Annotated in this window: 20 protein-coding genes; 14 read left to right on the top strand and 6 right to left on the bottom strand. The window is 69.7% G+C overall.

The genetic code is table 11. The annotated features are described in order from the left end of the window. Positions 1–2: 2 nt before the first annotated feature. Positions 3–902, bottom strand: coding sequence for a carbohydrate ABC transporter permease (locus PP359_RS10040; RefSeq protein WP_347417929.1), 900 nt, complete (start codon positions 900–902; stop codon positions 3–5). Further along, on the bottom strand, positions 902–2,227 hold the full coding sequence (locus tag PP359_RS10035; RefSeq protein WP_499250477.1) for an ABC transporter substrate-binding protein: 1,326 nt from the start codon (positions 2,225–2,227) through the stop codon (positions 902–904). The genes PP359_RS10040 and PP359_RS10035 overlap by 1 nt, the downstream gene beginning before the upstream one ends. 341 nt (positions 2,228–2,568) lie before the next feature. Here PP359_RS10035 and PP359_RS10030 point away from each other — a divergent pair, with 341 nt between their 5' ends. The 6 genes from PP359_RS10030 to PP359_RS10005 all read left to right on the top strand — a co-directional run bounded on the left by PP359_RS10030 (position 2,569) and on the right by PP359_RS10005 (position 6,574). Next, the gene (locus tag PP359_RS10030) at positions 2,569–3,882 is read left to right on the top strand and encodes an MFS transporter (RefSeq protein ID WP_112932000.1); all 1,314 of its coding nucleotides are present in this window, start codon (positions 2,569–2,571) and stop codon (positions 3,880–3,882) included. Between the two features lie 27 nt (positions 3,883–3,909). Further along, a complete protein-coding gene (locus PP359_RS10025) occupies positions 3,910–4,719 on the top strand; it encodes an alpha/beta hydrolase family protein (protein WP_135948828.1) in 810 nt (269 codons plus the stop codon). Next, the gene (locus PP359_RS10020) at positions 4,716–5,933 is read left to right on the top strand and encodes a GDSL-type esterase/lipase family protein (RefSeq protein WP_051039624.1); all 1,218 of its coding nucleotides are present in this window, start codon (positions 4,716–4,718) and stop codon (positions 5,931–5,933) included. Before PP359_RS10025 ends, PP359_RS10020 begins: the two co-directional genes overlap by 4 nt. Before the next feature lie 34 nt (positions 5,934–5,967). Beyond that, positions 5,968–6,096 carry a hypothetical protein gene (locus PP359_RS10015; protein WP_269454347.1) on the top strand — a complete coding sequence of 43 codons (129 nt, stop codon included), beginning with the start codon at positions 5,968–5,970 and terminating at the stop codon, positions 6,094–6,096. Then, the gene (locus tag PP359_RS10010; protein ID WP_036320403.1) at positions 6,093–6,275 is read left to right on the top strand and encodes a hypothetical protein; all 183 of its coding nucleotides are present in this window, start codon (positions 6,093–6,095) and stop codon (positions 6,273–6,275) included. The genes PP359_RS10015 and PP359_RS10010 overlap by 4 nt, the downstream gene beginning before the upstream one ends. 77 nt (positions 6,276–6,352) lie before the next feature. Further along, positions 6,353–6,574, top strand: a complete 222-nt coding sequence (locus PP359_RS10005) for a hypothetical protein (protein ID WP_499250476.1) — start codon at positions 6,353–6,355, stop codon at positions 6,572–6,574. 70 nt (positions 6,575–6,644) lie between these two features. Here PP359_RS10005 and pyrE read toward each other — a convergent pair whose 3' ends face one another. Beyond that, positions 6,645–7,220 (bottom strand): orotate phosphoribosyltransferase, encoded by a 576-nt coding sequence (pyrE, locus tag PP359_RS10000; protein WP_112932004.1) that lies wholly within the window; start codon positions 7,218–7,220, stop codon positions 6,645–6,647. 150 nt (positions 7,221–7,370) lie between these two features. Between pyrE and PP359_RS09995 the strand changes: the two genes are divergently transcribed. The 4 genes from PP359_RS09995 (at position 7,371) to PP359_RS09980 (ending at position 12,703) form a co-directional block, all read left to right on the top strand. Continuing rightward, entirely contained in the window at positions 7,371–8,927 is a 1,557-nt protein-coding gene (locus PP359_RS09995) for a Re/Si-specific NAD(P)(+) transhydrogenase subunit alpha (protein WP_499250475.1), read from the top strand. Continuing rightward, positions 8,924–10,372 carry a Re/Si-specific NAD(P)(+) transhydrogenase subunit beta gene (pntB, locus tag PP359_RS09990; RefSeq protein ID WP_499250474.1) on the top strand — a complete coding sequence of 483 codons (1,449 nt, stop codon included), beginning with the start codon at positions 8,924–8,926 and terminating at the stop codon, positions 10,370–10,372. The genes PP359_RS09995 and pntB overlap by 4 nt, the downstream gene beginning before the upstream one ends. Positions 10,373–10,399: 27 nt before the next feature. Next, entirely contained in the window at positions 10,400–11,677 is a 1,278-nt protein-coding gene (locus tag PP359_RS09985; protein ID WP_499250473.1) for a hypothetical protein, read from the top strand. 186 nt (positions 11,678–11,863) lie between these two features. After that, positions 11,864–12,703, top strand: coding sequence for an exodeoxyribonuclease III (locus tag PP359_RS09980; protein ID WP_036320413.1), 840 nt, complete (start codon positions 11,864–11,866; stop codon positions 12,701–12,703). Between the two features lie 10 nt (positions 12,704–12,713). Here PP359_RS09980 and PP359_RS09975 read toward each other — a convergent pair whose 3' ends face one another. After that, positions 12,714–13,340, bottom strand: coding sequence for a dihydrofolate reductase family protein (locus PP359_RS09975; protein WP_112932007.1), 627 nt, complete (start codon positions 13,338–13,340; stop codon positions 12,714–12,716). Then, positions 13,340–13,762, bottom strand: a complete 423-nt coding sequence (locus tag PP359_RS09970; protein WP_036320418.1) for a VOC family protein — start codon at positions 13,760–13,762, stop codon at positions 13,340–13,342. Before PP359_RS09970 ends, PP359_RS09975 begins: the two co-directional genes overlap by 1 nt. A 92-nt stretch (positions 13,763–13,854) precedes the next feature. Between PP359_RS09970 and PP359_RS09965 the strand changes: the two genes are divergently transcribed. Continuing rightward, positions 13,855–15,141: a sensor histidine kinase gene (locus tag PP359_RS09965; RefSeq protein ID WP_036320420.1), complete on the top strand. Its 1,287-nt coding sequence runs from the start codon at positions 13,855–13,857 to the stop codon at positions 15,139–15,141. Further along, positions 15,138–15,848: a response regulator gene (locus tag PP359_RS09960; protein WP_294943988.1), complete on the top strand. Its 711-nt coding sequence runs from the start codon at positions 15,138–15,140 to the stop codon at positions 15,846–15,848. The genes PP359_RS09965 and PP359_RS09960 overlap by 4 nt, the downstream gene beginning before the upstream one ends. A 54-nt stretch (positions 15,849–15,902) precedes the next feature. Here the strand turns inward: PP359_RS09960 and PP359_RS09955 are convergent, their stop codons facing one another. Beyond that, on the bottom strand, positions 15,903–17,270 hold the full coding sequence (locus tag PP359_RS09955; protein WP_239498485.1) for a hypothetical protein: 1,368 nt from the start codon (positions 17,268–17,270) through the stop codon (positions 15,903–15,905). Between the two features lie 250 nt (positions 17,271–17,520). Between PP359_RS09955 and PP359_RS09950 the strand changes: the two genes are divergently transcribed. Beyond that, complete coding sequence (locus PP359_RS09950) at positions 17,521–18,405, top strand: ABC transporter ATP-binding protein (protein WP_036320432.1); 885 nt, start codon at positions 17,521–17,523, stop codon at positions 18,403–18,405. Beyond that, positions 18,402–19,490 (top strand): ABC transporter permease, encoded by a 1,089-nt coding sequence (locus tag PP359_RS09945; protein ID WP_112932009.1) that lies wholly within the window; start codon positions 18,402–18,404, stop codon positions 19,488–19,490. The genes PP359_RS09950 and PP359_RS09945 overlap by 4 nt, the downstream gene beginning before the upstream one ends. The last annotated feature ends 6 nt before the right edge of the window (positions 19,491–19,496 follow it).

Below are 19,496 nucleotides of genomic sequence, written 5' to 3'. Positions count from 1 at the left end.
GGTCAGTCCTTCGCGGCCAGTCGTTGCAGGGGGATGATCACGAGCAGGACCACGACCATGAGGACGATCCCCATCGCGGCCGCGCCACCGACCTGCTGCTGCCCGAAGGCCAGGTTGTAGATGTCGATGCCGGGCACGATGGTCGCTCGGTTGGGGCCTCCCTGCGTCGTCATATAGACGATGTCGAAGCTCGCGAGCGCGGCGATGATGGTCAGCGTGGCCGCGACGACGAGCTCTCGACGAAGTCCAGGCACGGTGACAGCGAAGAACTCCTGGAACGCATTGGCGCCGTCGAGTCGGGCAGCCTCGTAGAGCGCCGGATCGATCTTGCTGATTCCCGCGGTGAGCATCATGGTGACAAGACCCAGCAGCGCCCAGGTGCCGATGAATCCGACCGCCACGAGTGCCGTCGACGGGTCTGCCAACCACGCGCGGGTGATACCGCTGAGACCGACGGCGTCGAGAATCTGGTTCGCCGCGCCCTCGCGCGAGTAGATCCAGCTCCACCCGATGGCGGCCGCGACGATCGGAATCACCTGCGGCATGAAGAGGATCGTGCGCACGGCCGCCGCCGAGCGTCGGCCGACCGCGGCTCGCGTGAGAACCGCTGCCGCGAGCCCCAGCGTGAGCGTCGCTCCGCAGAAGAAGATCATCAGCTCGAAGGCATGCAGCAGCGACTCGAGGCGCGCCGGGGAGGTGAGCACCTTGACATAGTTCTCGAATCCGACGAACGTCGCGGCCCCGACCCCGTTCCAGTCATAGAAGGAGTACTGGACGGCGTTGCCGAACGAGCCCAAGATCAACCAGCCGTACAGCGCGAGCGCGGGCGCGACGAACACCACGCCCACAAGCGCGCGACGACGAGTCAACGAGGTGCGGAACACACCTCCCCGGCGAGCCATCAGCGACCCAGATCGGCGGCGTAACCGGCCTGCACGGTGTCGATGAACTCCTGCGGTGTGCGCGAACCGAGCACCAACGCCTGCATCTCGGGGTTGAGGGTGTTGAGCGTGAAGGCTGCGGATCCGTTCGCGATGAAGTCCACCGCGCCGTCATCGGCGAGCACCTGCTGGAAGGCGGCCAGAGTCTGACCGACCAGCGCGCTGCTGCTCGTCGGCACCGGCATGTCGACGGGGCCGCCGGGCGAGCTGCCGAGCACGTCCACGATGATCTTGCGGGCCTGGTCGTTGGACTGCACCCAGTTGAGGAAGTATGCCGCGGCATCCTTGTTCTTCGAGCCCGCGGGGATCGAGTAGTTGGCCGGCGATGCCATCGTGTACTGCTTCGCACCCGCGTCGGCCGGCGGGATCAGGAAGAAGCCGACGTTGTCGCCCATGGCAGCCGCGAGACGGGCGTTCTCCCAGTCGCCGACGGGAACGTACAGCGCCTTGCCTGCCTGGAAGTCGGCCATCATCGTGGGGTAGTCCACCGATACCGCATCGGGCGAGATCACACCGTTCTTCGTCCACTCCTGGAGCTTCTGCGCGGCCTTCAACATGCCGGGCTGATCGAAGCTCGCGCCGGGGCGCTGGTAGATCCAGTCGTTGATCTCCGGAGCGTTGCCGTAGGCGTTCTGGAGCTCCTGCAGCAGGAATGGGGTGCCGGCGTCCTTCGCGGCGAGCGAGACACCCAGGTGTCCGGCCGCGACGGCGTCCGTCACCGACTTCTCGAACTGCGCGAACGTGGTCGGCGGGCCCGACATGCCGATTTCCGCCGCGATCTTCTTGTTGTAGTAGATGCCGGTGACGTTGTAGCCGATGCCGACGGCATAGAGCGAGCCCGTGCCGCGGTCACCGTTGGGGGCGATGCGAGCGATGCGCAGAAGCTCCTGCGACCAGCTGCTCCACTTGTACGCGTCGAAGTACGGGTCGAGGTTCGTGAGCAGTCCGTCGCGCGCCGGCTGTGCGAGCGCGGGAGTGAACAGGATGTCGGGCGGGGTGTCGCGCGTCAGGATGCGCGACAGGTTCGTGTTGATGTTCGAGTTCGCCTCCGCGACGACATCGAACGTCACCGTCGGGTTCTGGCGGGTGAACTCTGCGGTCAGCTTCGTCACGACATCCGCCGCTTCCTGGCTTGTCATGATCTGCAGCTTGATGGGGTCCGCAGGCAGAGCGGTCGAGACGTTGGCGGCGGCGGTTGCGGGGCCGGTGTTCGCTCCGCCTGCTCCGGGAGGGGCACACGCCGTGAGGGCGAGGGCTGCGGTGGCGACGGCCGCGGTGACGAGCACGTGACTCACCCTGGTGTGCCGCCCGCGCCTCTTTGCTGTGATCGGGCTCATGGGATTCTCCTTTGGTATCGACATTGACCCTGTCCGAAGAATTCTCGCCAGAGCGTCAAGACCCGCGAAGCCGCAACTCGCTCGCACTCGGCGCGGTCGCATCCGCCGGGTGGCGGCAAGGCCGTGCGCTCTCCGGGGCCAGAGGAGAGTTTCCTCCGACTGATCGTGCGATATCCACGCTTGCCTCGCCTGCTATATCGGTATAGCTTGAGTCCCGGTGGCGGTGAAGCCCGTCGGGACCACCCACTGCCGCCCGCCTTCGTCACCCGCACGTACAAAGGAGTATGACCATGAGCGCACTCTCGGCTCGCCCCGCCCCGAACCCCTGGTGGGTGGGCTTCGTCTGCGGAATGGCGACCTTCGTCGACGCCGCCGCGACCACCGGCATCGGTGTCGCGCTCGTCCTCTTCCAGTCGTTCGTCCCCGGAACTCCGGGCCTCACGCCCGACCAGGTCGGCCTGCTGACGGGCGTGCTGACCGCGGGCGTCGCGATCGGCTCGCTCGTCGGAGGACGCCTGGCCGACCGATTCGGCCGTCGCCGTATCTTCCTGGTGACGATGAGCCTCATCGTGCTCGGATCGCTCACGCCGTTCTTCGGCGTCTCCTTCGGCCTCCTCCTGCCCGGCATCGCGCTGATCGGACTGGGCGTCGGCGCCGACCTCCCCGCGGCTCTCGCATCGATCTCCGAAGCGGCCACCGACCGCAACCGCGGCAAGATCCTCGTGTTCTCGAATCTGCTCGGCGGCTTCGGCATCCTGCTCGCGGTGCTCATCGGCATCAACTTCGGTCAGCTCGGCGAGGTCGGCGGACGCATCATGTTCGCGGCCTTCGGCGGCGTCGGTCTCGTCGTGCTGGCACTACGCCTCACGATCCCCGAGTCGGCGGACTGGATCGCCGCCCGCGACGAGCGCCGCAACGGCGTACAGACCGTCCGCGCCGAGCGCGGCCGTCTCCGCGACTTCGGGCGCCCGCAGTACCGCCGGCCTTTCGTGACCCTGCTCGTCTACTACACGCTCGCCTCGATCGCGATCAGCGTCGCCGGCAGCTTCGGCACCTTCGTGGCGGTGAACGTGGCCGGCATCCCGGTGAACGAATACCAGGGATGGACGCTGCTGGCGATGCCCGCCGCAATCCTCGGCGCCGTCTGGTTCATGGCCGTCGCCGACACGCGGTTCCGCATGAGCTACTACGTCATCGGGGCGATCGCCGTGGTCGTCGCGAACCTGGTGCCGGTGGTGTTCGGCTTCACCCTCCCCGCCCTGATCGTCTCGGTCGTCGTGACGACCTTCGCCGGCGCGTTCTGCTTCGAGACGATCATGAAGGTGTGGACGCAGGAGTCCTTCCCCACCATGCTGCGCTCCACGGCGCAGGGAACGGTCTACGCCGTCGCCCGCTTCGCGACCGCGGCGTTCAACGTCGTCACCCCCGCCCTGCTGCTTCTCAACCCGAGCGCCGTCTACGTCGCCGTCTCGGTGGTGGCCGCCGCAGGCTTCCTGATCGGGTGGATCGGGTTCCGGCGCGGTGTGACCAATGCGTTCGACGTCGAGGCGGACGTGGTCTCGGCATCCGACGCGAACGCGTCTGCCGCGACACTGGCCCGCTGAACCGGCTTCCCCGACGAAAGAACACCCATGCGACTCGTCCCCTTCGAGACCACGGTCCGCTCGCTCACGCTGCGGGGCACGCACTACCTTCCGGATGCCGCGACGGGCGCCGAGCCGGCACCGCGGCCGACCGTCGTGCTGCTGCACGGCTTCGGCGGATCGCGAGTGGAGACCACCGGCGTCTTCGTCGCTCTGGCGCGCGCGCTGGTCGCGGCCGGGTTCGGCGTGATCGCGTTCGATCGCGCGGGGCACGGCGAGAGCGACGGCGAGTTCTTCGACACGACGGCGTCGGGCGATATCGCGGACACGTTCGCCGTGCTCGGCGCCGTGCGAGAGAGTCCCGACGTAGATGCCGAGAACCTCCACCTCGTCGGCATGAGCCTCGGCTCCGTCATCGCCGCGGTCGTCGCGGCGGAGGCGGGAGCGGGCGGCATCCGCTCGCTGACGATGTGGTCGACGGCCGCCGTGTTCGTCGACGACATCCGCTCGGGACAGATCCAGGGGCGCTCGCTCGCCGCGCTCGACGGGCCGGACGGGTTCTTCGACTTCCTCGGGATGCGACTGGGCCCGGCGATGCGCGCCGACGCTCTCACGTTCGATCCGTATGCGCGAGCCGCGGCCTACGACGGCCCGGCCCTGCTGCTGCACGGCACGGCCGACTTCGTCCCGGTGCGCTACGCCCAGCGTTACGCCGAGGCGGACGTCTTCGGCGAGCGCGCCGTGGTCGTCGTCGTGGACGGCGCCGACCACGGCTGGGCGCAACTGCCTCAGCGTGACGAACTGATCGCCCGCACCGTCTCCTTCATCCAGTCCCACTCCGAGAGGACCGCTTCGTGACCACCCCCCTGACCCCGTCCCGGATCGGCATCGGCGAGGTCGTGCGCCTCGGAGACGCCGAGGTGCTGCTCGAAGGGCACCTCGACGTCGATGACAGTCGCGGCATCCGCCCCCTGCGCCTGCCCCGCCGCACGTGGGCGCACTTCCCGCCGAACGGCGAGATCCTTCGCGCGATCACGGCCAACGCGAGCGGCGTGCGCGTGCGGTTCACGACGGCAGCGACCACGCTGAGCCTGACGATGCGGTGCACCCAGCTGCACTTCGCCGAGCTCGCCGGCCCGGTCAACGACGTGGTCGTGGAGGTCGAGGGCGAGCCGGTGCACGTCGTGCGCGCCCCCGTCACCGACATCCGTCGACTCTCGTGGATCGGGGATGCCGCGACCGACGAGCCCGCGAGCGAACCCGCGACGCTGGAGATCGCGCTCGGCGGCGCGGGCGGCCCAGGTCCGCGCACGGTGACCGTCTGGCTGCCGCAGGGGATGATCGTCGACCTCCTCGATCTTCGCGCCGACGCCCCCGTGGTCGCAGCGGAGCCCTCCCCGGCACCCGTCTGGATCCACCACGGCAGCTCGATCAGCCACTGCGTCGAGACGCCCTCGCCGACCGGGGTGTGGCCGGTGATCGCGGCGCGCACGAGCGATCTGTCGCTCATCAACCTCGGCTTCGGCGGGCAGTGCATGCTCGATCCGTTCGTCGCCGACACGATCGCCGCCACGCCCGCCGACGTCATCACGCTCAAGGTGGGCATCAACATCGTGGGCGCGCGCTCGTTCGATCAGCGCACGTTCACGCCCGCGGTGCACGGCTTCCTCGACCGGGTGCGCGCCGGTCATCCCGACACCCCGATCGTGCTGGCGTCGTCGATCCTGTGGCCGGGCAGTGAGGACACGCCGGGCCCCTCCGACGTGGAGTTCTTCGACGACGGGCATGTCCGTTGCTACGCCGCCGGGGACGCCGACGACGTCGCCCGCGGTGCGCTGACCATGACCGAGTCGCGGCGACAGCTTGCCGAGGTGGTGCGGGTGCGCGCGGCATCCGGTGAGCGGATCGCGTACCTCGACGGGCTGAGCCTGTACGGCGCCGACGACCAGGAGCGGTACACGCTGCCCGACAGCCTGCATCCCGACACGGAGCTGTATGCCGAGATCGCCGCGCGCTTCTCCGCCGCCGTGTTCGGTGCCGACGGGCTCGTGCCGCGCGCCGGGCTAGGCTGAGACTGCCCGACTCCGCGCGGGCGGAGGAGACATCGTGAACGCGACCGAGCAGACGCTGCTGTTCGCCTCGACCGGCGTGGTGCTGGTCGGGACGCTGGTGGTGTTCGTCGTGCAGTTCATCCGCGGTCGCGGGCGCGACGGCGGCGACGGGAGCAACCAGTGATCGCCATCGTCTTCGTCGTGACCGCGATGGCGCTGCTGATCGTCGCACTCGTGCTCTTCGTGCGGGGCCGCCGCGATGCGCCGCAGGGAACCCCGCTGCCCAACGGCCGCGGCATCCTCCTGCTCACCCTCGCCGGCCTCGTGCTCGCGCTGGCGTCGCAGCTGCCCGTCTTCCACTGAGCGCGCCCCTCCTTGAGCTCGGCCGCTCCGCGACGTAGCGTGAAACCGCCCGATCTCCATCGACCGAAGGGGACACAGTGACGACGCCGAACCCGTTCCTGTTCTGGACGAGCTTCGCGATCATGATGGTCATCGTGGTCGGTGGCGGAGCTGCGCTCGGTATCTCGACGCAGCAGTATGCCCTCGCTTTTGCCCTCCAGCTGATCGTCGCCGGCGCGTGGGTCGCCATGTTTTTCCGCTACCGCCCGCGCCGCGCACCGCAACAGAATCGGATGCAGACAACGGATACGGAGGCGTGAGCTCGCGGCATCCGAATCCGGTGCTGATCTCCGAATCCGTTGCGGCAGAGGGACCGTTAGAGGCGCCGCGCTACTGGGCCTGCAGTCCCAGGTCGTCGAGGTCGATGATCGAGCGCCACTCATAGCCGGCGGCCTCCACCGCCGCCTGCGCGCCGGTCTTGCGGTCGACGACCGTGACGACCGCCACGATCTCGGCACCGGCAGCCGCGACGACCTCGGCGGCCTTCAGGGGCGAGCCGCCCGTCGTGGAGGTGTCCTCGACGATGACGACACGCTTGCCGGTCACCTCGGCGCCCTCGATCTGGCGACCGCGGCCGTGGTCCTTCGGCTCCTTGCGTACGACGAACGCATCCACGGGCGTGCCGGCGGCGACCGACGCGTGCATGACGGCGTTCGCGATCGGGTCCGCACCCAGGGTGAGGCCGCCCACGGCATCCGCGTTCAGGTCACGCACCGCGTCGAGCACGAGCCGGCCGATCGCGGGAGCCGCGCGGTGGTCGAGCGTGAGCTTGCGCATGTCGACGTAGTACGTCGCCTTCTTGCCGCTGGAGAGCGTGAAGTCGCCGTGGAAGACGGCTTCGGCGGCGATGAGGTCGACGAGGGCGCGACGCTCGGACTCGAGCTCGGGCGTAGAGGCGGCGGTCATGCTGAAGAGTCTACGGAAGCGAAGAACCGGGATTATTTCCGCAGCATCTCCGCCCGCGGCATCCGCCCCGCGCCCTAGAGTCGGGAGCGTCACCCGGCGCGGTGCCCGGGCGATCCCGGGCGCTGCGGCCGACCGGATCGAAGGAGCACCATGGCCCGTATCGGCATCGTCCGCGAGCGCCCCGGCGAGACACGCGTCGCCGCCTCCCCCACCACCGTCGGCAAGATCCGTGCGCTCGGCTACGACGTGAGCGTCGAGGCCGGCGCCGGCGCCGCATCGTCGTTCCCGGATGCCGCGTACACCGCCGCCGGCGCCGTCATCGCCACCCGCGACGAGGCCTGGGGCGCCGACGTCGTCCTGTCGGTCGCGGCCCCCACGGATGCCGAGATCGCGCTGCTGCAGCCGGGGGCGACGCTCGTCGGCATCCTGAGCCCCGCGCTCAGCCCCGACCTGCTCGCCGCCCTCGCCGCCCGCGGCGTGACGGCACTCGCGATGGATGCCGTGCCGCGCATCTCGCGCGCGCAGTCGATGGATGTGCTCAGCTCGATGGCCAACATCGCCGGCTACCGCGCGGTCGTCGAGGCCGCGAACGAGTTCGGCCGCTTCTTCACCGGACAGGTCACCGCCGCCGGCAAGGTGCCGCCCGCGAAGGTGCTGGTCGCCGGTGCCGGCGTCGCCGGTCTCGCCGCGATCGGCGCCGCCTCAAGCCTCGGCGCGATCGTCCGCGCCACCGATCCCCGCCCCGAGGTCGCCGACCAGGTCGCGTCGATCGGCGGCACCTACCTCGAGGTCGTCGTGCCCGACGAGCAGAAGGAGGTCTCGGTCGACGGCTACGCCAAGGCCACCAGTGCCGCCTACGACGCCGCGGCCGCCAAGCTCTACAGCGACCAGGCCGCCGACGTCGACATCGTGATCACGACGGCGCTCATCCCGGGCCGCGCCGCCCCGCGCCTGCTCACGGCCGCCGACGTCGCCGCGATGAAGCCCGGCAGCGTCATCGTCGACATGGCCGCGGGCCAGGGCGGAAACGTCGAGGGCTCGGTGGCGGGCCAGCGCATCGTCACCGACGGTGGCGTCATCATCCTCGGCTACACCGATCTCGCCGGCCGCCTCCCTCAGCAGGCGTCGCAGCTCTACGGAACCAACCTGGTGAACCTCCTCGCTCTCCTCACCCCGGGCAAAGACGGGCAGCTCGCGATCGACGACACCGACGTCGTGCAGCGCGCCGTCACCGTCACGCGTGACGGCGCCGTCACCTGGCCGCCGCCTCCCGTGCAGGTCTCTGCCGCGCCCACGACGCCGGGTACGGATGCCGCGGCATCCACTCCCGCGCCGGCCGCCAAGAAGGGGCTCTCGGCGGGAGCGAAGACCGGCCTGATCGTCGCCGGCGTCGCCGCACTGTTCCTCGTGTGCGCCGTCGCGCCCGCGCCCCTGCCGCAGCACATCCTCGTGCTCACGCTGTCGGTCGTGATCGGGTTCTACGTCATCGGCAAGGTCGCCCACGCCCTGCACACTCCACTGATGAGCGTGACCAACGCGATCAGCGGCATCATCGTCGTCGGCGCCATGAGCCAGATCGTCGTGCCGAACCCCGTCGTGCAGGTGCTCGCGGCGATCGCGGTGCTCCTGGCATCCATCAACATCTTCGGAGGCTTCGCGGTGACCCGTCGCATGCTCGCCATGTTCCAGAAGGGTGACCAGAAGTGACGATCATCACCACCTCCGAGGCATACGACGCGCTTCTGCTCGCCCAGTCCGTCTCGACCGCCGCGTACATCGTCGCGGCCCTGCTGTTCATCCTCGCCCTCGCCGGCCTCAGCAAACAGGAGACTGCCCGCCGCGGCGTCGTCTACGGCATCGTCGGCATGACGATCGCCCTCCTCGCCACCCTCGTGCTCGTCATCGCGAACGGCACCCTCGCGTCGGAGGGTGCGACCGCCGCGCTCGGCATCGGCCTCCTCGTCGCCGCGGTCGTGGTCGGCGGCGCCATCGGGCTGTGGCGGGCGCGCGTGGTCGAGATGACCGGCATGCCCGAGCTCATCGCCCTGCTGCACTCCTTCGTCGGCCTCGCGGCCGTGCTCGTCGGCTGGAACGGCAGCCTCTACGCCGAAGGGTTGCCGGAGGAACTGGTCGGCATCCACCACGCCGAGGTGTTCATCGGCGTCTTCATCGGCGCCGTGACCTTCACGGGGTCGATCGTCGCCTTCCTCAAGCTCTCGGGCCGGATGTCGTCGAAGCCGCTCATGCTGCCCGGCAAGAACGCCCTCAACATCGGCGCCCTGGCACTGTTCGTCGTTCTGACCGTCTGGTATGTCGCGACCCCGTCGATCTGGCTGCTCGTCGCCGTGACCGTGCTGGCCCTCGCGCTCGGCTGGCACCTGGTCGCCTCGATCGGCGGCGGCGACATGCCGGTCGTCGTCTCGATGCTCAACAGCTACTCCGGCTGGGCCGCGGCCGCGGCGGGCTTCCTCCTCAACAACGACCTCCTGATCGTCACCGGCGCCCTCGTCGGCTCGTCCGGTGCGTACCTGTCGTACATCATGTGCAAGGCCATGAACCGGTCGTTCCTCTCGGTGATCGCAGGCGGCTTCGGCATCGAGGCGCCCCGAAGTGCCGACGCCGAAGAGGGCGAACACCACGAGACGGATGCCGCGGCTGTCGCCGAGCTCCTCCGTGACGCGCGGTCGGTCATCATCACCCCCGGCTACGGCATGGCCGTCGCCCAAGCGCAATACCCGGTCGCCGACCTCACGAAGCGGCTGCGCGAGCGCGGCGTCGAGGTGCGCTTCGGCATCCATCCCGTCGCCGGGCGCCTGCCGGGCCACATGAACGTGCTGCTGGCCGAGGCCAAGGTGCCCTACGACATCGTGCTGGAGCTCGACGAGATCAACGACGACTTCGCCGACACCGACGTCGTGCTCGTCATCGGGGCGAACGACACGGTCAATCCCGCCGCGGCAGAGGACCCCGGCTCGCCCATCGCGGGCATGCCCGTGCTGCACGTGTGGGAGGCCCGCAGCGTCGTGGTGTTCAAGAGGTCGATGGCCTCCGGTTACGCCGGGGTGCAGAACCCCCTGTTCTTCCGCGACAACACGCAGATGCTCTTCGGTGACGCCAAGCAACGGGTGGAGGACATCCTGCGGGCGCTCTGACCCGGCAGCGGGCGCCATAATCGACGCATGGCACGAGGCAGCACGAGCCCGGAGAAGCTGATCGGCGAACTCCGGCGCGCAGACTCGGCCGCCGCACGGTCCCGGGCTCGAGAGCGCGCACTGTCACGGCTTGGTGTGGGCCGGTTCCGCGGGGACGTCGACCTCACCGCACTGCGGATGGCCCTGGCCGCGCACGACCGACGCCACGGTGAGCCGTCGCAGGCGGGCCGATGGGGCATCGTGACCGAGGGATGGGCGACGACGCGCGAACTGCGCGATCTGCGCCGCTACCTCCTCGGCCAGTTCAGCGAGGGCGACTACGTGCGCAGCGTCCTGCTGCTGCCCCCCGATGCGACCCTGCCCGGGGCCGTCGCCGACCTCGTCGATCCGGCCTTCCGTCCGCCGCGCGCCGGCGAAACGGTGACATCCGGCCCGGGGTGCGTTCTCGCGCTCGGCGCGACCATCAGCGGACTGACGGCGTTCATGTTGCTCTACGTGATCGTCTGGAACGTACTCACGAGCGGAAACGTCGCATCGGCCCCGATGCTGGCGCTCCTCAGCGCAGCGGCCGCGCTCGTCTGCGTCGGATTCGTGCTCGCGGTCCGCGCGCGGGGACCTCGCCCATCGGCGACGAGCTCGCCGGCCATCGAGCCGCGGGATCGCTTCTTCGGCACCTCGCTCGCGTGGCGGCTGCACGATGCCGGCGACGATCGCGCCAGCAGGATCTTGCTCCGACGCATGATTGAACTCGACATCGACGGCGACGGCGCGAGGGCGGCGATGGTCGAACAGAGCCGAATGGCAGGACGGCTCGATGAAGCGGGGCGATGGGGGTGCGCGAAGCCGGGGCTCAGCACGCCCGCGGAGCGTACCGCCTTCGCGGAGCAGCTCCGGGCCAGCCCCGTCGAGTCGAGGCTGCGTGAACTGGCAGGTATCCCCACTCCCCTCCCGCTCCCGAGTGATGCCCGCGACGTGCTGCGACGAGCCGGCGGAGAGCCGACGGAGCCCGTCGAGCAGACTGAATCCGATGACGGATTCGGCACCCGCTGGAAGGCCCTCCCACTCGTGACCTTCGTGATGCTCGGCCTCGCGATCGCCGTGGCCCTCATCGTCGCGATCGCTCAAGTCCCGGAGGCACCACTCATCGCGCGGGTCACTCTCGCCTGCAGCGGCGCGATCGTCGGCGTCCTCTGGATCATCGAGAGCTTCCTCCTGCCGCGCCGTCGAACAGCCGCGACGCTCGCCGCGGCTGTCGGAGCGCTCGCGCTGTCGACCCTCCTCGGCGTTTCGGCGATCTTCGGCTGACCCCGGCCGCGCCGCCGACCCGGCGGCCGTCGAGAGCCGGCACCACATTGCAGACACCCGCGTGCACAACTCCGCCTGAACGGCGCCCATCCCGGCTGCGAAGGCACCGAGGCCACGCTGAGCAGGAGTTGTGCACGCGGGCGGCCCGTGACGGCTGCGTCGGCGGGGGCCAATACGCTGGATGCCATGCGCATCGCCACCTGGAACGTCAACTCGATCCGCGCCCGCGTCGTCCGCACCGTCGACTTCGCCGTCCGCGAGGGCATCGATGTGCTCGCGATGCAGGAGATCAAGTGCAAGCCCGAGCAGTTCCCGTACGAAGCGTTCGAAGACGCGGGCTACACCGTCGAGGCGCACGGGCTCAACCAGTGGAACGGGGTCGCGATCGCCAGCCGTGAGCCGATCGAGAACCTGCAGGTCGGGTTCCCGGGCATGCCCGGCTTCGCGAAGGGTCACGACGGCCCCGGCGCTCCACTCGAGGCCCGCGCGCTCGGCGCCACGATCGGCGGCGTCGAGGTGTGGAGCCTCTACGTGCCCAACGGGCGCGGCCTCGAGGACCCGCACTACCGCTACAAGCTCGACTGGCTGGAGGCCCTCCGCGGCTACACCGCCGACACGCTCGCCGCCGACCCCGACCGGGCGCTGGCGCTCACCGGCGACTTCAACATCGCCCCGACGGATGCCGACAACGGCGACCCCACCGTCATCGAAGGCGTGACCACCCACGTCTCCCCGCCCGAGCGCGCCGCCTTCCAGGCGCTCCTGGATGCCGGCTTGGCCGACACCGTCCGCCCCCTCGTTCCCACGGGGTACACCTACTGGGACTACAAGCAGCTGCGCTTCCCCCGCAACGAGGGCCTGCGCATCGACTTCATCCTCGGCTCGCACGCGTTCGCCGACGCGGTGACCGCGGCATCCATCCACCGTGACGAGCGCAAGGGCGAGATCCCCAGCGACCACGTCCCCGTCGTCGTCGACCTCGACCTCGACGGCTCGGACGACGACGACCGCCCCATGATCTGGTGACCGGGCGAACTCAGGTCATGTCGCCCGTGACGACGTCACCGTCGGGGGCGTAGCGCAGCAGAAGCGTGCCGGTCGGTCCCGACACGGCGGGTGCGATCAGCCGCAGCCGTGCCGGTGCCGCGCCGTCCGGAAACACCTTCTTGCCCTGACCGAGCACCACCGGGTGCACCCACAGCTTCAGCTCGTCGTACAGACGGGTGCGAAGCAGCGTCTGCGAGAAGTCGACGCTGCCGATCACGTGCACCTCGGCGTGGCGATCGCGCAGCGCATCCACGGCCGCCGCGACCTCGGCGTCCGAGCCGGTCAGCACGCTGGTGCCCGCCCATTCCGGGTCGACACCGGCCCGGGTCGCCACATACTTCGGGATGGCATCGAAGTGCCGACCGATGAACCCCTCCGGCCCGTCGGTGTGATGCGGCCAGTACCCGGCGAAGATGTCGTAGGTGCGTCGGCCGAGCAGCAGCGCGTCCATCCGGCGGATGCCGCTGCCGACGTCCTCGCCGATGACGGCGTCCTCGAACGGCGCCTGCCAGCCGCCGAACGGGAACCCGCCGCTGGTGTCTTCGTCGGGGCCGCCCGGTGCCTGGGCGACGCCGTCGAGCGTCGTGAACAGGTCGATGACGATCCGCCCGCGCATCACGACGCCTCCGCCGGAGGGCCCTGCTCGGCGGCGACGGGGTCCATGTAGAGGAAGCCGAGGCTGTTGCCATCGGGGTCGTCCAGGTCACGGCTGTACATGAAGCCGTAGTCCTGAGCGGGGTGCGGCTCGGTGCCACCGGCAGCCAGGCCCGCCTCCACGATCGCGTCGACGTCGGCGCGTGAATCTCGGGAGAACGAGAGCGAGGCCTGCGCCCACTCCCTGGGCTCTCCGACGGGCTTCTCGGTGAACGTGGCGAAGAACTCCCGCCGCAGCACCATGAAGAAGATGTCGTCCGACCAGACGACGCACGCGGCGTTCTCGTCGGTGAAGTTGGGGTTGATGGCGCAGCCGAGCGCCCGGTAGAAGGCGACGCTGCGCTCGAGGTCGTTCGTCGGAATGTTCACGAAGATGCTCGTCATACCCAGAGCATGCACCCCCGGCACGATGAGGTCGAGACCCTCTCCCTCTCAGGGGGGATGCCGCGGCATCCGGCTGCCCCTAGCGTGGAAGGATGAGCTCCGCCGCCCTCGTCCGCACGACCACGCCCGCGCAGCGTCGCAACGATGTGTGGCTCGCGCTCGCACTGTTGATCAGTGCCGTGATCAGCGCGTGGCTGGGCACGGTGGCAGGCTTCTACGGCGAGAACACCCCCGCCTTCGGCTGGGCGCTCGTGTACGTCGCCGCCCTCACTCTCCCTCTGGCCCTGCGCCGGCGCTTTCCCGAAGCGACGCTCATCGTCGTCGCGCTCGCATTCTTCGTCGGTGTCTCGGTACGCATCCCGGAGATCTACGTCGGCAACGTGGCCCTGTTCATCGCCATGTACACCGTCGGGGCGTGGGTGAGCGACCGCCGGCGCGCAACCGTCGTGCGGCTCGCGGTGATCGCGGGCATGTTCATCTGGCTTCTCGTGGTGACCTTCCAGAGCGCGATCGATCCGGACGGCGACGGGCCCTCCCGGGCGGGCCTGTTCTCCCCGTTCGCCGCGTACATGATCATCCAGTTCCTCGTGAACGCGGCCTACTTCGGCGGCGCGTACTTCTTCGGAGAGCGCGCCTGGGCCGACGCCCGTGCGCGCGCGGTGCTCGAAGAGCGCACCGCCGAACTCGAACGCGAACGCGAGATCACCGCCGCCCAGGCGGTCGCCCTGGATCGCGTCCGTATCGCCCGTGAACTGCACGACGTCGTCGCCCACCATGTCTCCGCCATGGGTGTGCAGGCAGGGGCCGCGCGCACGGTGCTGGACCACGACGCGGCGGCGGCGCGCGAGGCACTGGTCACCGTCGAGTCGTCCGCCCGCGACGCGCTCACCGAGCTGCGCCAGCTGCTCGAGACCCTCCGCACCCCCGACGCCGACACCCCCGCCGCCTCGACGGTGCGCCTGCAGTCGATCCCCGACCTCGTCGCACACGCGAACGACAACGGCATGCCCACGACGTTCGCGGTGGTCGGTGACCCGATCGATCTGCCCGAGCTCGTGCAGGTGAACCTGTACCGCATCGCCCAGGAGGCGCTCACCAACGCGCGGCGTCACGGAGGTCCGGATGCCGCGGCCGATGTCCGGCTGCGATTCGACGACGACCACGTCGAGCTGGAGGTCGCCAACCGCGGCCGCGCCCAGGTGGCCGGGCGCACGGGACTCGGCATCGTCGGCATGCGCGAGCGTGCAGCCGCATCGGGCGGCACCCTCGAGGCGGGTCCGCGCACCCGCGGCGGCTTCGTCGTTCGGGCGCGGGTACCCGCCAGACTCGGCACGACGAGAATCGCGCCCCCGACACCGGTCAGCGCGGGGCCGCGATGAGCGCGCCGGTGCGGGTGCTGCTCGTCGACGACCACGCCGTGATGCGGGCGGGGTTCCGCATGATCCTGGAGGCTCAGAGCGACATCGTGGTCGTCGGGGAAGCCGGGACCGGCGCCGAGGCCGTGGCCGCCGCCTCCTCGCTGCACCCTGACGTGATCTGCATGGACGTGCAGATGCCGGACATGGACGGACTCGAGGCGACCCGACGGATCGTGGCCGACCCGTCGATCGACGCTGTCGTGGTCGTGGTGACCACTTTCGACCGTGACGACTATCTCTTCCAAGCCCTGCACGCGGGCGCGAGCGGCTTCCTGCTCAAGAACGCCGGTCCGGAAGAACTCGTCACGGCGGTGCGCGTCGCTGCGGCGGGCGATGCCCTGCTGGCGCCGGCCGTGACCCGCCGCGTCATCGAGCGCTTCGCGGCATCCGCCCGCGACACCGACTCCGGGGTCGTCGCCGCGCCGTCATCGGCGCAGCCGCCGGCGTCATCGGCGCCGGAGCGGACAGCTCCGCCCGTCGAGCTCACCGAGCGCGAGCGCGAGGTGCTGCGTCTGCTCGCCGAGGCCTACAGCAACGCCGAGATCGCCGCCGCCCTGTTCATCGGCGAGGCGACCGTCAAGACGCACGTGTCGAACGTGCTGCAGAAGCTCGGAGCGCGAGACCGCGTGGCCGCCGTGGTCTACGCACACCGGCACGGCATGGTCTGAGCCGACACGGTCGACGCACACCGCCCGCGGGGCGCGGTCGGTGATGAGGCCTCGTCAGCGAGCGGCGACCGGGATGGAGCCGGTGGTGGCCGTCGTCGCGGCGCGCGCCAGGCGCTCGCGCAGCGACACCAGGGTCGCGTCGGGACGCCACAGCACCACGAGGCTCCAGCCGAACATGCCGACCAAAAGCACGTTGCGGGCGAGCAGCACACCGGCCGCGAACGGATGCGCGTCGATGAGCGGAAGGTAGAGCACCGGGAACACGAGCGTCGTCAGGAAGCACGTGACCGCGAGCCAGACGGCGATCGACGTCCAGGCCTTGCGGTCGATCAGCAGACCGGCGGCGACGACGGGCGCGAGCCACAGCATGTACTGAGGCGAGCCGACCTTGTTGAACACGATGAGCGCCGAGGTCAGCGCGAACGCGCCGCGAAGGATGAGGTGCTGCTCCCCGATACGGGAGAGGGCACCCTCCTGAAGCGCGCGACGACGCGCACGCCACAGCAGCACGAGGATCACCATGAAGGCGATCGGCATGGCGTAGCCGACCAGCACGCCCGCGGCGGTGGCGCCGGGACCGGCGACCTCACGCGTCGCGAGCACGTAGTTCTGGTGGATCTGAGCACCGGGAAGACCCAGCACCGTCGCCCACACCCACGGCGTCGCGACGGGAGCCTCGAGCTGCAGCGCACGGTCGCCCTGGATGGTCGCGAAGCTGAAGAGGTTCGACGCACCGCCGAAGGCGACCACGACACCGGCGATCGCCGCGCTCAGGGCCAGTCCACCGGCGATGATGCGCATACGCAACGATGAGACCGCAACAGCGGCGGCGGCCAGAGCAGCGGGGGCGACCTTGATCCAGGTCGCGGCGGCGATCAGCACGCCGGCGATGAACGGCCGACGAACGAGCCAGACGAGACCGGCGATGGCCAGCGGCGCGGCGAAGCCCTCGAGACGCAGCATCGACACGGGCGCGAGCAAGACCTGGATGGCCAGCCAGTACCAGGCAGCGACGTAGCCCTTGCGGTTGCGCAGATTGTCGGTGAGCGCGAGGACGGCGAAGAAGTTCGCTCCCACCATCATCAGAAGCCAGACGAGCTGGTAGTTCCAGGGGCCGGCGACGATCGCGGCCATGATCGGCGCCAGAGCGCCGGCCGGGTAGACCCACGGCATGTCGATCACGGGCCAGTGCCCGTGGGCCGCCTGCTCCGCCCACAGACGGTACAGCGGCAGGTCGCCCTCAGTTCCGCCGAAGATCATCACCTTCAGCAGGGCGAGGAAGAACAGGGCGTGCACGACGGCGAAGCCGATGAGCAGGCCTCGACGGGTGAACGCGAAGTGCAGGGCGCGGGGCCACCACTCGCGGGCACGGTCGGATACACGGGCGCCGAGGGCGCGGGTCACCTCAGGAGCGCTCGTCACTCGACAGAGTTTAGGAGAAGCCGCCTGAGCAAATGGTGGACGCCGTGTTACCCGTTCCTGGGAGTTCGCCGAGTGCGCCGCGGTTCTGCGCCGTGATTGCTCCGCCCGACCGCTCCCCCGCACGGGGGAGATGGTCATCCGGCGGATGCCGCCGCGCACCGGATCACGCTGCGGATTCCCGCCCCAGGGGGGAGGTCTGCGGCATCCGCCCTTCTTAACGTGGAGTCATCGGCACGCAGAGGAGGAGAACATGCTCGAACTGAACGGCATCACCAAGAGCTACGGCGTAAAGCGAGTGCTCGACGACGTGAGCTTCCGGGTTCCGTCGGGACGTCTGACCGGATTCGTGGGCGGCAACGGCGCGGGCAAGACGACGACCATGCGCATCGTGCTCGGCGTGCTCGGCCGCGACAGCGGCGAGGTCACCCTCGACGACGCGCCCGTCACCGCGTCCGACCGACGCCTGTTCGGCTACATGCCGGAGGAGCGCGGGCTGTACCCGAAGATGCGGGTTCTGGAGCACATCGTCTACCTCGCCCGTCTGCACGGGTTCGACAAGGCCGAGGCCACCGCGCGCGCTGAGGCGCTGCTCGTGGAGCTCGGTCTCGGCGAGCGCCTCCGCGACAACGTCGAGACCCTCTCGCTCGGCAATCAGCAGCGCGCTCAGATCGCTGCCGCTCTCGTGCACGACCCGCAGGTGCTCATCCTCGACGAGCCCTTCTCGGGTCTGGACCCCCTCGCGGTGGACGTCGTCGCGGGCGTGCTGCAGGCGCGTGCGGCTCAGGGCGCGGCCGTCCTGTTCTCGTCGCACCAGCTCGACGTCGTCGAACGGCTCTGCGACGACCTTGTCATCATCGCGGACGGCACGATCCGCGCGGCGGGCACGCGCGACGCCCTCCGCGCCGAGCATGCCCAGCACCGTTACGAGCTGATCTCCGGGGGCGATCTCGGCTGGCTCCGCGACGAGCCCGGAGTCGATGTGCTCTCCTTCGACGGCGGCTATGCACTCTTCGACGTCGACGGGGATGCCGCCGCGCAGCGCGTGCTGCAGCGCGCGGTCTCCTCCGGCGATGTCGCGAGCTTCTCCCCCCAGCAGCCCTCTCTCGCCCAGATCTTCAAGGAGGTCATCCAGTGAACGTCAGCGCTCCGTCCTTCGCCCAGAGCACGTGGCTCGTCGCCGAACGCGAGGTGGGATCCAAGCTGCGCAGCAAGGCCTATCTCATCTCCACCGGCATCCTCTTCGTGCTCGCGCTCGTCGGTGTGCTGTGGGGAGGCTTCTCGGCACAGTCCGACAGCCGCACCCCCGTCGCCGTCACCGCCGACACCGCGGCTTCGGTCGCCGAGAACCCGCTCGTGAAGTCGACCGAGGTCGCCGACGCCGATGCGGCGCGAGCTCTGGTGCAGGACGGCACGGTCGACGCCGCACTGATCCCGGGCGGCGCCGCGCCGTTCGAGTACACCGTCGTCGCGAAGGACACAGCTCCCTCGTCGCTCCTGCAGGCGCTGAGCCTCACCCCCCAGGTGGAGCTGCTCGACCCGTCGGGCGTGAACCCGGGACTGCGGTACCTGGTCGCGCTCGGATTCGGGCTCATCTTCTTCATGGCGGCACTGACCTTCGGCTCGACGATCGCGCAGTCGGTCGTGGAGGAGAAGCAGACGCGCGTCGTCGAACTGCTCATCTCGGCCGTACCCGTGCGGGCGCTGCTCGCCGGCAAGGTCATCGGCAACACGATCCTCGCGATGGGCCAGATCATCGGCCTCGCGGCGATCGCGATCATCGGCTTCACGGTGACCGGCCAAAGCAGTCTGCTCGCCGGGCTCGGCGCCCCCATCGCCTGGTTCGCGGTCTTCTTCCTCTTCGGATTCATCCTGCTCGCCGCGCTGTTCGCCGCGGCTGCGGCGATGGTGTCGCGGATGGAGGACATCGGCTCCACGACGACACCGCTGACCATGCTGGTGATGGCGCCGTACTTCCTCGTCATCTTCTTCAACGACAATCCGCTGGTGATGACGATCATGTCCTACGTGCCGTTCTCGGCCCCCGTCGGCATGCCCGTGCGCATCTTCCTCGGGGACGCGCAGTGGTGGGAGCCGCTGCTGTCGCTCGGGGTCATGCTGGTCACCTGCGCGGCGGCCATCTGGGTGGGCGCGAAGATCTATCAGAACTCGCTGCTGCGCATGGGGGCGCGCGTCAAGCTCTCCGAGGCGCTCGCAGGCTGACGAGGA

The sequence above is a fragment of the Sphingomonas sp. BLCC-B65 genome (assembly GCF_028550675.1).
Lineage (GTDB): Bacteria > Actinomycetota > Actinomycetes > Actinomycetales > Microbacteriaceae > Microbacterium.
The sequence above is the reverse complement of the archived record's forward strand: the minus strand, read 5'-3'. Positions and strand labels throughout refer to the sequence as shown.